The organism is Streptococcus oralis (genome assembly GCF_026782375.1).
GTDB lineage: Bacteria > Bacillota > Bacilli > Lactobacillales > Streptococcaceae > Streptococcus > Streptococcus oralis_CL.
On the sequence record NZ_JAKUWJ010000004.1, the window covers coordinates 61,331 to 73,849 of the forward strand.

Genomic DNA, 12,519 nt, shown 5'->3' on the forward strand with positions numbered 1-12,519 from the left:
AAGAGAAGGGAGAGTTTTGTGTTCTTACTAGAGGAAATGTAAAGACAACTCCTTGACACTCCGTCAGTTTTTGATACAATAGTACAAAATTAGAGGAGGTGGGCGATGATTCAGAAGCATGCGATTCCTATTTTAGAGTTTGATGATAACCCCCAAGCGGTCCTTATGCCAACACATGAGGGGTTAGACTTGAAGTTGCCAAAGAAGTGTATCTATGCATTTTTGGAGGAGGAGATTGACCACTATGCTCAGGAAGTAGGGGCGGACTGTGTTGGTGAGTTCGTTTCTGCCACCAAAACCTATCCAGTATATGTCATCAACTACAAGGACGAGGAGATTTGTCTGGCCCAAGCGCCCGTTGGTTCTGCCCCAGCGGCCCAGTTTATGGATTGGTTGATTGGCTATGGTGTGGAGCAAATCATTTCCACTGGTACTTGTGGAGTCCTAGCTGATATAGAGGAAAATGCCTTTCTCGTCCCTGTTCGCGCTCTGCGAGATGAGGGGACCAGCTACCACTATGCGGCGCCTTCTCGTTATATGGAGATGCAGATTGAGGCTATCTCTGCCATTGAGCAAGTCTTGGAACAAAGAGGCATTCCTTACGAGGAGGTCATGACCTGGACGACAGATGGTTTTTATCGAGAGACAGCTGAAAAGGTTGCCTATCGCAAGGAAGAAGGCTGTGCTGTTGTGGAGATGGAGTGCTCTGCTCTTGCGGCAGTTGCCCAGCTACGTGGAGTTGTTTGGGGGGAATTGCTCTTTACCGCAGATTCCTTGGCGGATCTGGACAACTACGACAGTCGTGACTGGGGCTCAGAAGCTTTTGATAAGGCACTCGAACTCTGTCTGATTATTGTGCACCACATGTGAGTGTTTTGACTATTTTTATGGTAGAATGTAGCTATGTTATTCAAATCTTTTTTGGAAAAAATCAAGACGATACTGGGACGCTTGTCGCCAGCCCGTCGCATCTTTTTAAGTTTTGCCCTAGTGATCTTCTTAGGTTCGCTTCTTTTAAATCTCCCCTTTGTGCAGGCAGCTACGTCACAAGCGACCTACTTTGACCATCTCTTTACGACCGTGTCCATGGTCTGTGTGACAGGGCTCTTTACCCAGCCGGTAGCCTCTACTTACAATATCTGGGGCCAGTTGATTTGTATGATTTTGATCCAGATTGGTGGTTTGGGGCTCATGACCTTTATCGGAATCTTTTATATCCAAGGCAAGCAAAAGCTCAGTCTTCGTGGTCGTGAGACTATTCAAGAAAGTTTTGCTTATGGAGAAACCCAGTCTCTAAAGGACTTCATCCGCTCAATCTTTCTGACGACTTTTCTAGTGGAAGGGCTCGGTGCCTTTCTCTTGAGTTTCCGCTTTATTCCTGAATTTGGCTGGGGGCGAGGAATTTTAACCTCTATCTTTTTGGCTGTTTCCGCTTTCTGTAATGCTGGATTTGATAATTTTGGAAGTACGAGTTTGGTAGCCTTTCAAACGGATCCCTTGATCAATCTAGTGATTGCAGGATTGATTATCACGGGTGGTCTAGGATTTATGGTCTGGTTTGACCTAGCGACCCAGTTTGGGAAAAAGAAAAAACGCCGCCTGCGTTTCCATACCAAGTTAGTTCTCTTTTTAACGGTGGGAATTTTACTCTTTGGAACCGTATCGACTTTGTTAATCGAGTGGAATAATCCTGGGACGATTGGAAATCTCAGCGCTCCAGAGAAACTGCTGGTTAGCTTTTTCCAGACCGTCAGCATGAGAACGGCAGGCTTTGCTTCCATTGACTACACCCAGACTCGACCAGTTACCTTACTGATCTACATCTTGCAGATGTTTCTGGGAGGGGCACCTGGAGGGACAGCAGGGGGGCTCAAGATTACGACCTTCTTTGTCTTGTTGGTCTTTGCTCGTAGCGAACTATTGGGCTTGCCTCATGCCAATGTAGCTCGGAGGACCATTGAACCCCGAACCGTGCAAAAATCTTTCAGTGTCTTTATTATCTTCTTGCTGACCTTCTTGCTGGGCTTGATCCTGCTAGGAATAACAGCAGAGGGAAATCCGCGTTTTATCTACCTCATGTTTGAGACCATTTCAGCCCTTGCGACAGTTGGAGTGACGGCAAATTTAACGCCGGAGTTAGGTAAGTTAGCCCTCAGCATCGTTATGTTGTTGATGTTTATCGGCCGTATTGGTCCCTTGACACTACTGGTCAGTGTAGCGGAATACCAGCCAGACAAGAAAGACACGATTCACTATATGAAAGCAGATATCACTATCGGATAAGAAAGGAAGAACGATGTCAGATCGGACAATTGGAATTTTAGGCTTGGGAATTTTTGGGAGCAGTGTTTTGGCTGCCCTAGCCAAGCATGACATGAATATCATTGCTATTGATGACCACGAGGAACGTATCAATCAATTAGAACCTGTGCTAACTCGTGGGGTAGTGGGCGATATTACGGATGAAGAACTCCTTCTATCAGCGGGGATTGACACCTGTGATACCGTAGTCGTCGCAACGGGTGAAAATCTGGAGTCCAGTGTTCTCGCGGTTATGCACTGTAAGAGTCTAGGAGTGCCGACCGTCATTGCCAAGGTCAAAAGCCATACAGCTAAAAAGGTGTTGGAAAAAATTGGTGCAGACGCAGTCATTTCACCAGAGTTTGAAATGGGGCGCTCATTGGCACAGACCATCCTCTTTCATAACAGCGTAGACGTCTTTCAGCTGGACAAGAATGTATCGATTGTCGAGATGAAAATCCCCCAATCATGGTTAGGTAAAAGTCTCAGTCAGTTGGATTTACGTGGGCGATACAACCTCAACGTACTTGGTTTTCGTGCCTACGAAAATGCTCCTCTGGATGTCCAATTCGGACCTAATGACCTCTTGCAGGCAGATGCCTACATCATGGCAGTCATTAATAACCAACATTTGGATACCCTAGCTGAACTGAGTGAGTAGGAGAGGAAGGGTACTCTCTTTCCCAAATAATTAACGAGTCAATATAAGTATTTTATAAGAGGGATTTAAGAAAAATTTTAACTTTTTCTTAATCCTTTTTAATTTTAGGAGATTATACTAGAGTCATCAAAAAAAGAAAGCTCTAAGGAGAATCCTATGAAATTCAATCCAAATCAGAGATATACTCGTTGGTCTATTCGCCGTCTCAGTGTCGGTGTTGCTTCAGTTGTTGTGGCCAGTGGCTTCTTTGTCCTAGTTGGTCAACCAAGTTCTGCGCGTGCTGATGTCGTCAATCCGACTCCTGCCCAAGTCGTGCCAAGCGCTTCTTCGGTGAGTGAAAAGAGCGACTTACCAGCAGAGGTTCTCAAAAAAGCAGTCGATGTAGCTCTTCCTTCAGAACAGTCTATTCCAACACCTAAAGCAAGTGTGGATACGACAAGCTCTTCAGAAAAAGCGGACGAAACTGCTAAAGAGCCAGTAGCAGCACCAAAAGAAGAAGTGCAAGCACAATCTGACTCTAAGAAACAAACAGAAGATGCAGTTAAACCTGTGGAAAGTCCTGAGTCTACAGTTTCTGGACAAGACCGTGAAGCCAGTGAAGCGCAACCAGCGACCACTCCAGCTGAAGTCCAAAAAGGAGTGGCCGACAACACCAAAGATACAGTAGATGTCCCAGCTTCTTACTTGGATAGAGCTAATTTCCCAGGTCCATTTACAGCCGGTGTCAACCAAGTTATTCCATATGAAGCTTTTGGTGGAGATGGTATGTTGACTCGCCTTATCTTGAAAGCATCTGATAAGGCTCCGTGGTCAGACAACGGCTCAGCTAAAAATCCCGCCCTCCCACCAGTAGAGAAATTGGGCAAAGGTCTTTACTTCTGTGAAGTGGATTTAGCAGGTACCCAAGGCAAATCTGACAAAGAGTTGCTTGATCTTTTAAAACAAAACGGCACGCAAAGCTATAAAGCTACTATCAAGGTGTATGGCGCAAAAGACGGCAAACCTGACTTAACTAATCTGGTAGCGACTAAAAATTTGGATGTCAACTTGAATGGTTTAACCACACCAGCTGAAGTGCAAAAAGGTGTGGCTGACAATACCAAAGACACAGTAGATGTCCCAGCCACTTACTTGGACAAGGCCAACTTCCCAGGATCATTTACAGCTGGTGTCAATCAAGTCATTCCATACGAATTCTTCGCTGGAGATGGCATGTTGACTCGTCTTATCTTGAAAGCCTCAGACAAGGCTCCATGGTCAGACAATGGTTCAGCTAAAAATCCCGCTCTCCCACCAGTAGAAAAATTGGGTAAAGGTCTTTACTTCTATGAAGTGGATTTAGCAGGCACCCAAGGCAAATCTGACAAAGACTTGCTTGACCTCTTGAAACAAAATGGTACGCAAAGTTATAAGGCAACCATCAAAGTGTACGGTGCAAAAGATGGCAAACCTGACTTAACTAATCTGGTAGCGACTAAAGATTTGACTGTTAATTTGAACGCTTCAACCACACCAAATCAGGTTAAAGAGTCTGTTGTTAACAATGTCAAAGACATGATTGATGTCCCAGCTAGCTATCTTGAAAAAGCAAATGTTCCAGGTCCATTCTTGGCCGGTGTCAACCAAGTTATTCCATACGAAGCTTTTGGTGGAGATGGCATGTTGACTCGCCTCTTGTTAAAAGCCTCAGACAAAGCCCCATGGTCAGACAATGGAACAGCTAAAAATCCTGCTCTATTGCCACTTGAAGGCTTGGCTAAAGGCCAATATTTCTACGAAGTGGATTTGAATGGCAACACGACAGGCAAAGAAGGACAAGCCCTTCTAGACCAACTTCGTGCCAATGGCACTCACACTTACCAAGCTACTGTCAAGGTGTACGGTGCAAAAGACGGCAAACCTGATTTGACCAATCTGATTGCTACTCGTCAAGTAACGATTCAGCTTCGTGGAAAAGAAATGGCGTCAACACCATCTCAACAAGGTCAGATGAATACGAAGCCTTCTGAAACAGGCTCTACAGGTACGACTGAGGGTATGATGGGTACAAATCACCATATGTCAGATATGAAGGTCGATCAACCAGCTTCTAGCCCAATGGCTAATATGATGAAAAAAGATGATAAAGCGATGCTACCAAATACTGGGGAAGCTAAAACGGCTACAGCTGGCCTTGGTATCTTTGGTCTAGACTTGGCAGGTCTTGTTGGACTTTTGGGTTTGACAACCAAACGAGAAGATTAAGATTCAAATCATTTAAATATTAGAGAAAATAGTGTTATACTAAAGCAAGTATAACACTGTTTTTATCAAAGGAGTGTCAGATGAAAAAGACAATTTTGCTGGTTGATGATGAGATAGATATTCTAGATATTCAAAACCGCTATCTTTTACAGGCAGGATACGATGTTTTAGTAGCCCATGATGGCAAGGAGGGATTAGAACTTTTCAGAAAAAAATCTATCGACCTCATCATCACAGATATCATGATGCCCAATATGGATGGCTATGATTTTATCAGCGAAGTTCAGTATATCGCTCCGGATCAACCCTTCCTCTTTACAACTGCTAAGACAAGCGAGCAGGATAAGATTTATGGATTAAGTTTGGGGGCAGATGATTTTATAGTCAAACCCTTTAGCCCACGCGAATTGGTTTTAAGAGTGAATAATATCTTGCGTCGCCTTAGCCGTGGAGGAGAGACAGAACAGATTGAGTTTGGCGACTTGGTAATCAACCATGTGACTCATGAGGTTCGCATTGGGGAGCAACCTTTGGAATTGACAGTAAAATCCTTTGAACTTCTATGGGTATTAGCCAGCAATCCTGAGAGAGTCTTTTCAAAGACGGAACTTTACGAGAAGGTATGGCAAGAGGACTATGTGGATGATACCAATACACTCAATGTTCATATCCATGCTTTGAGGCAAGAGTTGACCAAGTATACAAATTCAAATGCTCCTGCTATCAAAACTGTCTGGGGTTTGGGCTATAAGATGGAAAAACCAAGAGGTAGAAAATGAAATTAAAAAACTATATTTTAGTGGGGTATCTAGTGTCGACTCTACTAACGATTTTGATCGTTTTCTGGGCAGTCCAACGAATGTTGATCGAGAAAAGTGAAGTTTACTTTCTAGTTGGAATGACCTTGATTGCTAGTTTCATTGGAGCTGCAGTGAGCATCTTTCTTTTGTCGCCTGTGTTCTCTTCTCTGAAACATTTGAAAAAACAAGCTCAGGATATAGCAAGCAAGGATTTCAGCACAGAAATCGAAACCAAAGGACCATTAGAATTTCAAGAGCTGGGCCAGGCTTTTAATGACATGTCTCACAATTTGCAAGCTACCTTTCAATCACTTGATGAGAGCGAGCAAGAAAAGAGAATGATGATTGCGCAGCTCTCTCACGATATTAAAACTCCCATTACCTCCATTCAGGTTACTGTGGAGGGAATTCTAGATGGAGTGATCAAGGAAGAGGAGCGGCTCCACTACTTAACCACGATTGGTCGGCAAACCGAGCGTCTAAACAAGCTAGTGGAGGAATTGGATGTTTTGACTCTTAACACACAACCTCAAGAAACTGCTGATGAGGAAGTCGAAGAGGTCTTTTTAGATCAGTTGCTGATTGAGTCAATGAGTGAATTTCAACTCCAGATTGAACAAGAGGAGCGAGATGTTTACATTCAAGTGTCACCTGAGTCGGCGAAAATCAAGAGCCATTCTGACAAACTTTCTCGTATTCTGGTCAATTTGTTAAACAATGCCTTTAAATATTCAGAACCAGGAACCAGAATCGAGGTTCTTGCCCAATTAACAGAACAAGAGCTGACAATCAGTGTGAAAGACGAGGGTCAGGGGATCCTTCCTGAAGATTTGGAAAAGATCTTTAAACGACTTTATCGTGTAGAAACTTCGCGCAATATGAAGACGGGTGGACATGGATTAGGACTTGCGATTGCACGCGAACTAGCCCATCAGCTTGGTGGCGAAATCACAGCAGAAAGTCAATATGGCTTAGGAAGCAAGTTTACATTCAGCCTCAATTTGAAATAAAGCCGTAAAATCCCTTTACAAATCTAGCTTTTCATGGTACAATAGCCTTTGTGTGAAATAGCAGCAGGAAAGCATGAAGCTCGTCAACAGGTGTCTTATGACAAGTAACCTTGGCTGTTTAGGCGAAGGGCATCTGCACGAATCAGGGCTTTCTAAGTGACTATTTCCGCCAAATATTATTTATATCAGGAGGACATACATATGTCACGTTATACAGGACCATCTTGGAAACAAGCTCGTCGCCTTGGCCTTTCACTTACAGGTACAGGTAAAGAATTGGCACGTCGTAACTACGTACCAGGACAACACGGACCAAACAACCGTTCTAAATTGTCAGAATACGGTTTGCAATTGGCTGAAAAACAAAAACTTCGTTTCACTTACGGTGTAGGTGAAAAACAATTCCGTAACTTGTTCGTACAAGCTACTAAGATCAAAGGCGGAATCCTAGGTTTCAACTTCATGCTTCTTTTGGAACGTCGTTTGGATAACGTTGTTTACCGTCTTGGCCTTGCGACTACTCGTCGTCAAGCTCGTCAATTCGTAAACCACGGTCACATCCTTGTGGACGGAAAACGCGTTGATATCCCATCATACCGTGTAACTCCAGGTCAAGTGATCTCAGTTCGTGAAAAATCATTGAAAGTTCCAGCAATCCTTGAAGCAGTAGAAGCTACTCTTGGACGTCCAGCATTCGTATCATTCGACGCTGAAAAGTTGGAAGGTTCATTGACTCGCTTGCCAGAACGCGACGAAATCAACCCAGAAATCAACGAAGCGCTTGTCGTTGAATTCTACAACAAGATGCTTTAATTTTAAGAAATATCTTACAGAAAGCCTACAACAGTGGGCTTTTTGCTTTGTCTTAAAAGGTTGATTTCTGGGTTTGCTTAGATATTTGCTAGATTGATTTCATTGCTGCTTCAAAGAATGAGACGGCTTTTTTTGCGTTCTCTTTTGAGAGGTAAAAAGAAGCGTGACCCTCCCACAGCTATAGAGCTTTTAGGCGGGAAAACCACACTTCTTTCTTGAATTAATTTTACATCATTTTGACTTAAAAAACAAATAGAGGCGTCCCACCTCCTACCGCAGAAAGATCTGTTTCAAGGGGAGATGGAAAACCTCTATTCGTTAATTTAATTATAGCCTAAAAAACTTTTAAATACAAGGCTATTGAGATAGTAAGGGGGAAAAAAGAAGTAACCATCATTCCGACCACATAGTAGACAGGGGGGAACAAGATTACTTCCTTTATTTACTTAAGTATACAACATTTTTACAAGAAAGCAAAGTAGCAGGTTAGTCTAATGGGGTGCTTGTTGTACTTTAGCAAGTAAGGTGTGCTATAATGCTTTTAACAGGAACTAAAAGCCATTAGTAAATAACTAATATTGGGTCATATTGTTCCGATGTTAGAGAGAAGGAACTTAATGAAATTATGGGAATATGTTGATAAAAATGTTCGCCTTATTTTAGAAGATGGGACCTCCATCAAGGGTAGGGTGGTTGATTGGTTTGACGGTTATGATTTAGATGGTCCTGACGAAATAGTTATAGGTGATCGCTCATATCCTGAAGATATTATCAAGAAAATCAAAATTATTAGTGCTTAGTTCAACCTAGGCGATTTTATCGACTAACTATAAAAAGTATAAGAACTATCGAAAAAATAGCAGAGAGGAAAATAAATGAGTAAACAGCTTTGGAAGTATCTTCGATCAAGGGTTCAGATAGTCACTAATTGCGATAAGATAATCAAGGGACGTGTCATAGACTTTGTTGACGAAATGGACAATGATGAGCAAGATGAAATCACTATTCTCATTGCTAATCCTAGTCCAGATGAAGCTACTGAAATTTCTCTCTTTGAGAGTGAGATTGTCTCGATTAAAACAATCTCATAGGACTTAGAACAATCTAGGTGCTTTTACCTGCCTTATTTGAAAGAAAACACTATGGAAAAGGATTTAGTTTATATGGCAATATTAGATGATTTACAAGAGTTATATGACAATGGTTGGGATGCCTCTTTTGATTATAATGGTCAAGTATGTGGGATTTTTCCTAATTCTGTTCATGATATTGTAGTGGTGATTGGAGATAAGGAATACCAGGTATCATCATTCATTGATCTGATTTCTCTAAAAATTGACGATAACACTTTAGTAGAAATTATGGATGGAATTGAAGTGCAGTATTATTAAAATAAAAATCATCTTTGATGAATGAACTGCACCCCAAAAATTAGATTTTGTCTGTTAAATTTTTGGAACGTAGCTCAATATGCTACAACGTTCTTATTAGGAGGGGAAGGGTAATGGGTTATAGTCAACAAGTATTAGACATGCTCCAGCAAACAGTCAGTGGTCAGATTGATAATTTTTGGGATTTTTCCTTTACGTTTAACGCTCTTTTTGGAGAAGATGCGGAATTTTCCGAGGCTTGGGATAATGAAAACTCTGAAATGTTTGACGCTCTCAATGACTTTGAGTTGATGATATTTTTAGAGGAACATGATCCAAGCGACAAACAAGGTTTTATCGATTTCTTAACACCTTACTACGAAAAAGCAAAGCAATTAGCCAATATTGAAAGGAATATTTAAATGACACTCTGGAAATTTAACCGTACAGATGTAATTATCACGTTAAAAAATGGCGCGGTAGTTAGAGGATTTGTAGAAGACTATTGTGACGCCTCTGACAATGACGAGGAGATTGACTCCTTGCTGGTAGATGTTGATGGAACTCTTTATGAATATTTTGAAGATGAAATCGTCAGCATCATAGAAAGCTAGTAGTGGGAATAGAATCTAAGGAAAAAATCTTGTTTGTTGAGATTGTTTTAGTTGGGATGGTCCTATATGAAAAAGGATGAAATTAAAAAATATTTAGACAAAGATCTTGAATTTAATTATAATAGCCGAGGTGCTTGCTTTTTATCGAGTATATGTGTAGTTGGTTATGATTATGAAGGTCAGCAGTTTGATACAATTGATGAAGCTATGGAAGCTAAAGTATTTGACGGGAAAAGCTTAGTAGATATATGGGATGAAGTTTTTCCACAAGTTTTTTAAAATGAAAAGCACCTTTGATGAACTGCACCCCAAAAGTTAGATTTTTTCTGTCTAACTTTTGGGGTGCAGTTCAAATGTATGAGATATTTTTAGTTTTGATTTAATTTCGATATTTTTCCGGAAAATACTTATTTTTCGGAAAGTCAAGATTTTGTTATTATTTATGATATACTGGTACCGTAATTATATCCTTACAGAGGTTAAGTAAGGGTTTCAGTACACGTCAATAGATGTCAAAATATTGATTTTAAGCGATTTTTGATTTTTGGAAACTCATTATATCGCACTACAAATCAATAAAAACTCTACCTTTTACTCTACCTTTTTTAGATAAATATATCATCTGGATATTGAAGTTAAGCCCTGCTATCATTTCGATGGCAGGGCTTTTTAATGTTTGGGACACTACCTTCTTATCTATATTTTGATGGAGCTGAAGTTGACATCTACAAAGTTTAATGTTAAAATACATTCAAAAATATATTTGAATGAGGTGCTTTATGGTTCAAAATGTTGTTACTTCAATAATCCTGTATTCTGGGACAGCCGTAGACTTACTTATTATCCTAATGTTATTTTTTGCCAAAAGAAAAAGCAGAAAAGACATCATTAACATCTATTTAGGACAATTTCTAGGCTCTGTTAGTCTAATATTGCTAAGTTTACTTTTTGCATTTGTCTTAAATTATATTCCTAGTAAAGAGATTTTAGGTTTGCTCGGTTTGATTCCAATTTTCCTAGGACTCAAAGTTTTGCTTTTAGGAGATTCTGATGGAGAAGCTATTGCAAAAGATGGTTTGCGCAAAGATAATAAAAACCTGATTTTTCTAGTCGCTATGATTACTTTTGCAAGTTGTGGTGCTGACAATATTGGTGTTTTTGTCCCATATTTTATTACCTTAAATTTAGCGAATTTGATAGTGGCTTTACTTACCTTTCTAGTCATGATTTATCTCTTGGTTTTTTCTGCCCAAAAATTGGCACAAGTCCCTTCTGTTGGAGAAACTTTGGAAAAATATAGCAGATGGTTTATTGCCGTTGTTTATTTAGGACTGGGGATGTATATCCTGATTGAAAACAACAGCTTTAACATGCTAAGGACTGTGTTCGGCTAGGAGAAAAAATTATGAAAAAAGATAGTATCTGCCAAGTGAATATTATAAATCAGCAAAATGTTACAACCGCAACGAACTACCTTGAAAAGGAAAAAGTCCAAAAATCACTTCGTATTTTATCAAAGTTTACCGATAATAAACAGATAAATATCATCTTTTATCTCCTTGCTGTTGAAGAACTCTGTGTCTGTGATATAGCCTGTTTACTAAATCTCAGTATGGCATCTGCCTCCCACCATCTTCGTAAACTAGCCAATCAAAACATCTTGGATACTAGAAGAGAGGGGAAAATTATATATTATTTTATAAAAGATGAGGAAATCAAAGACTTTTTTAATCAACTAGGATAACAACTATTTTTACTACTTTATCATGATTATATATAGGACTTATCTATGAAATTTTTTGATAAAAATTACTCACATGAAAGACTACTCGTAGCAAATCTTTAAGAAAAAAGTATAATTTAAAGCAAAGCGACCTAGGTAATGCAGGTCAAGTTAGCCAAGTTTAAAAGGGAGAAATCTGAAAGAAAATGTATCTTTGATAGTAGTCATTTATTGTGAAATATGATATATTTATTAATTAGATGGATGAATACTTCTAGAGTTAAATATAGCATAATAGGGACAGACTTTTTGGTTTATTTTTGTTTGTAGTCGGATTATGAAAGAATATCCAATATTATGCGATAAGATAGAATGTTACAAAAAAGAAAGGGGATGCAATCCGATGAAGAAAGACAGATTAATTGTATTGACAGATGCTGTTCTAGCAATTATTATGACCATCTTGATTTTAGAGTTAGAAAAACCAACAACACCAAGTCTTGAAGCTTTTTGGGATTTACGGCAAAATTTCTTTGCTTGTTTTCTTTCCTTTTTCTGGTTGGGATCGTTATGGATGGCACTAAACACATTATGGGAAAAGGTTGAGAAAATTTCCTCAGAAATTATTTGGTGGAATTTGTTTCTACTCTTGGAGCGGCAGGAGTTCTCTTTGGAGAATTTCATGCCATCCAAGATACCAGTCTGAATGATGTGGTGGACCGGATCTATATAAATGTCAAGGATTTACCGTTTCAGTCCTTGGGAGCTTTAGCTAATATCCTGTCTGATGTTAAGAAGGGACTGATTCAAGACAGTCATATCTGGTCTTTCTTCCAGTCATTTTTCAAACAATATCAGTTGATAATCAGCTTAAATCAGATCTATCAGTTTGTCTATCTTTCTCTGATGGAGATCATGTCCTATCTTCACTTTGATTATTGGAAAAAACGGCTCGGTCAGGAGCTAGTATGAATAAGGAGAAC

Annotated in this window: 18 protein-coding genes; 17 read left to right on the forward strand and 1 reads right to left on the reverse strand. The window is 40.0% G+C overall.

Annotated elements, in window-relative coordinates; genetic code table 11:
• Positions 1-105 precede the first annotated feature (105 nt).
• The 13 genes from MK409_RS08220 to MK409_RS08280 all read left to right on the forward strand — a co-directional run bounded on the left by MK409_RS08220 (position 106) and on the right by MK409_RS08280 (position 10,092).
• Positions 106-870, forward strand: a complete 765-nt coding sequence (locus tag MK409_RS08220) for a nucleoside phosphorylase (RefSeq protein WP_268705966.1) — start codon at positions 106-108, stop codon at positions 868-870.
• A 33-nt stretch (positions 871-903) separates the two neighbouring features.
• Positions 904-2,283, forward strand: coding sequence for a TrkH family potassium uptake protein (locus MK409_RS08225; RefSeq protein ID WP_268705967.1), 1,380 nt, complete (start codon positions 904-906; stop codon positions 2,281-2,283).
• A gap of 13 nt (positions 2,284-2,296) precedes the next feature.
• A complete protein-coding gene (locus MK409_RS08230; protein WP_049538265.1) occupies positions 2,297-2,962 on the forward strand; it encodes a potassium channel family protein in 666 nt (221 codons plus the stop codon).
• Positions 2,963-3,118: 156 nt separating this feature from the next.
• Positions 3,119-5,206 (forward strand): SSURE domain-containing protein, encoded by a 2,088-nt coding sequence (locus MK409_RS08235; RefSeq protein ID WP_268705968.1) that lies wholly within the window; start codon positions 3,119-3,121, stop codon positions 5,204-5,206.
• 80 nt (positions 5,207-5,286) lie between these two features.
• The gene (locus tag MK409_RS08240; RefSeq protein ID WP_254726277.1) at positions 5,287-5,985 is read left to right on the forward strand and encodes a response regulator transcription factor; all 699 of its coding nucleotides are present in this window, start codon (positions 5,287-5,289) and stop codon (positions 5,983-5,985) included.
• Positions 5,982-7,016 (forward strand): sensor histidine kinase, encoded by a 1,035-nt coding sequence (locus tag MK409_RS08245; protein ID WP_268705969.1) that lies wholly within the window; start codon positions 5,982-5,984, stop codon positions 7,014-7,016. The genes MK409_RS08240 and MK409_RS08245 overlap by 4 nt, the downstream gene beginning before the upstream one ends.
• Positions 7,017-7,217: 201 nt before the next feature.
• Positions 7,218-7,829, forward strand: coding sequence for a 30S ribosomal protein S4 (rpsD, locus tag MK409_RS08250; RefSeq protein WP_000092756.1), 612 nt, complete (start codon positions 7,218-7,220; stop codon positions 7,827-7,829).
• A gap of 617 nt (positions 7,830-8,446) precedes the next feature.
• Positions 8,447-8,629, forward strand: coding sequence for a hypothetical protein (locus MK409_RS08255; protein ID WP_000780387.1), 183 nt, complete (start codon positions 8,447-8,449; stop codon positions 8,627-8,629).
• 75 nt (positions 8,630-8,704) lie between these two features.
• Entirely contained in the window at positions 8,705-8,920 is a 216-nt protein-coding gene (locus MK409_RS08260; protein WP_000043341.1) for a hypothetical protein, read from the forward strand.
• Between the two features lie 72 nt (positions 8,921-8,992).
• Positions 8,993-9,220, forward strand: a complete 228-nt coding sequence (locus MK409_RS08265; protein ID WP_009013763.1) for a hypothetical protein — start codon at positions 8,993-8,995, stop codon at positions 9,218-9,220.
• A gap of 113 nt (positions 9,221-9,333) precedes the next feature.
• Entirely contained in the window at positions 9,334-9,621 is a 288-nt protein-coding gene (locus tag MK409_RS08270; protein ID WP_000542381.1) for a hypothetical protein, read from the forward strand.
• Entirely contained in the window at positions 9,622-9,813 is a 192-nt protein-coding gene (locus MK409_RS08275; protein WP_000177340.1) for a hypothetical protein, read from the forward strand.
• A gap of 66 nt (positions 9,814-9,879) precedes the next feature.
• Complete coding sequence (locus MK409_RS08280) at positions 9,880-10,092, forward strand: hypothetical protein (RefSeq protein ID WP_000710706.1); 213 nt, start codon at positions 9,880-9,882, stop codon at positions 10,090-10,092.
• Between the two features lie 286 nt (positions 10,093-10,378).
• Here MK409_RS08280 and MK409_RS08970 read toward each other — a convergent pair whose 3' ends face one another.
• Positions 10,379-10,564 (reverse strand): hypothetical protein, encoded by a 186-nt coding sequence (locus MK409_RS08970; protein WP_009013804.1) that lies wholly within the window; start codon positions 10,562-10,564, stop codon positions 10,379-10,381.
• 28 nt (positions 10,565-10,592) lie between these two features.
• Between MK409_RS08970 and MK409_RS08285 the strand changes: the two genes are divergently transcribed.
• The 4 genes from MK409_RS08285 (at position 10,593) to MK409_RS08300 (ending at position 12,508) form a co-directional block, all read left to right on the forward strand.
• Positions 10,593-11,207, forward strand: coding sequence for a CadD family cadmium resistance transporter (locus tag MK409_RS08285; RefSeq protein ID WP_000250556.1), 615 nt, complete (start codon positions 10,593-10,595; stop codon positions 11,205-11,207).
• A gap of 11 nt (positions 11,208-11,218) precedes the next feature.
• Complete coding sequence (cadX, locus tag MK409_RS08290; RefSeq protein ID WP_000711083.1) at positions 11,219-11,557, forward strand: Cd(II)/Zn(II)-sensing metalloregulatory transcriptional regulator CadX; 339 nt, start codon at positions 11,219-11,221, stop codon at positions 11,555-11,557.
• Between the two features lie 382 nt (positions 11,558-11,939).
• The gene (locus tag MK409_RS08295; RefSeq protein WP_004240734.1) at positions 11,940-12,242 is read left to right on the forward strand and encodes a TMEM175 family protein; all 303 of its coding nucleotides are present in this window, start codon (positions 11,940-11,942) and stop codon (positions 12,240-12,242) included.
• The gene (locus MK409_RS08300; protein ID WP_000397556.1) at positions 12,167-12,508 is read left to right on the forward strand and encodes a hypothetical protein; all 342 of its coding nucleotides are present in this window, start codon (positions 12,167-12,169) and stop codon (positions 12,506-12,508) included. The genes MK409_RS08295 and MK409_RS08300 overlap by 76 nt, the downstream gene beginning before the upstream one ends.
• Positions 12,509-12,519 lie beyond the last annotated feature (11 nt).

Bases quoted from the DNA above. Each gene is read 5' to 3' on its own strand.
- MK409_RS08225 (WP_268705967.1), top strand. From the start codon at position 904: ATGTTATTCAAATCTTTTTTGGAAAAAATCAAGACGATACTGGGACGC.
- MK409_RS08285 (WP_000250556.1), top strand. From the start codon at position 10,593: ATGGTTCAAAATGTTGTTACTTCAATAATCCTGTATTCTGGGACAGCC.
- MK409_RS08970 (WP_009013804.1), bottom strand. From the start codon at position 10,564: ATGTATTTTAACATTAAACTTTGTAGATGTCAACTTCAGCTCCATCAA.
- cadX (WP_000711083.1), top strand. From the start codon at position 11,219: ATGAAAAAAGATAGTATCTGCCAAGTGAATATTATAAATCAGCAAAAT.
- MK409_RS08220 (WP_268705966.1), top strand. From the start codon at position 106: ATGATTCAGAAGCATGCGATTCCTATTTTAGAGTTTGATGATAACCCC.
- MK409_RS08235 (WP_268705968.1), top strand. From the start codon at position 3,119: ATGAAATTCAATCCAAATCAGAGATATACTCGTTGGTCTATTCGCCGT.
- MK409_RS08240 (WP_254726277.1), top strand. From the start codon at position 5,287: ATGAAAAAGACAATTTTGCTGGTTGATGATGAGATAGATATTCTAGAT.
- MK409_RS08230 (WP_049538265.1), top strand. From the start codon at position 2,297: ATGTCAGATCGGACAATTGGAATTTTAGGCTTGGGAATTTTTGGGAGC.
- MK409_RS08245 (WP_268705969.1), top strand. From the start codon at position 5,982: ATGAAATTAAAAAACTATATTTTAGTGGGGTATCTAGTGTCGACTCTA.
- MK409_RS08265 (WP_009013763.1), top strand. From the start codon at position 8,993: ATGGCAATATTAGATGATTTACAAGAGTTATATGACAATGGTTGGGAT.
- MK409_RS08260 (WP_000043341.1), top strand. From the start codon at position 8,705: ATGAGTAAACAGCTTTGGAAGTATCTTCGATCAAGGGTTCAGATAGTC.
- MK409_RS08255 (WP_000780387.1), top strand. From the start codon at position 8,447: ATGAAATTATGGGAATATGTTGATAAAAATGTTCGCCTTATTTTAGAA.
- MK409_RS08295 (WP_004240734.1), top strand. From the start codon at position 11,940: ATGAAGAAAGACAGATTAATTGTATTGACAGATGCTGTTCTAGCAATT.
- MK409_RS08280 (WP_000710706.1), top strand. From the start codon at position 9,880: ATGAAAAAGGATGAAATTAAAAAATATTTAGACAAAGATCTTGAATTT.
- MK409_RS08270 (WP_000542381.1), top strand. From the start codon at position 9,334: ATGGGTTATAGTCAACAAGTATTAGACATGCTCCAGCAAACAGTCAGT.
- rpsD (WP_000092756.1), top strand. From the start codon at position 7,218: ATGTCACGTTATACAGGACCATCTTGGAAACAAGCTCGTCGCCTTGGC.
- MK409_RS08275 (WP_000177340.1), top strand. From the start codon at position 9,622: ATGACACTCTGGAAATTTAACCGTACAGATGTAATTATCACGTTAAAA.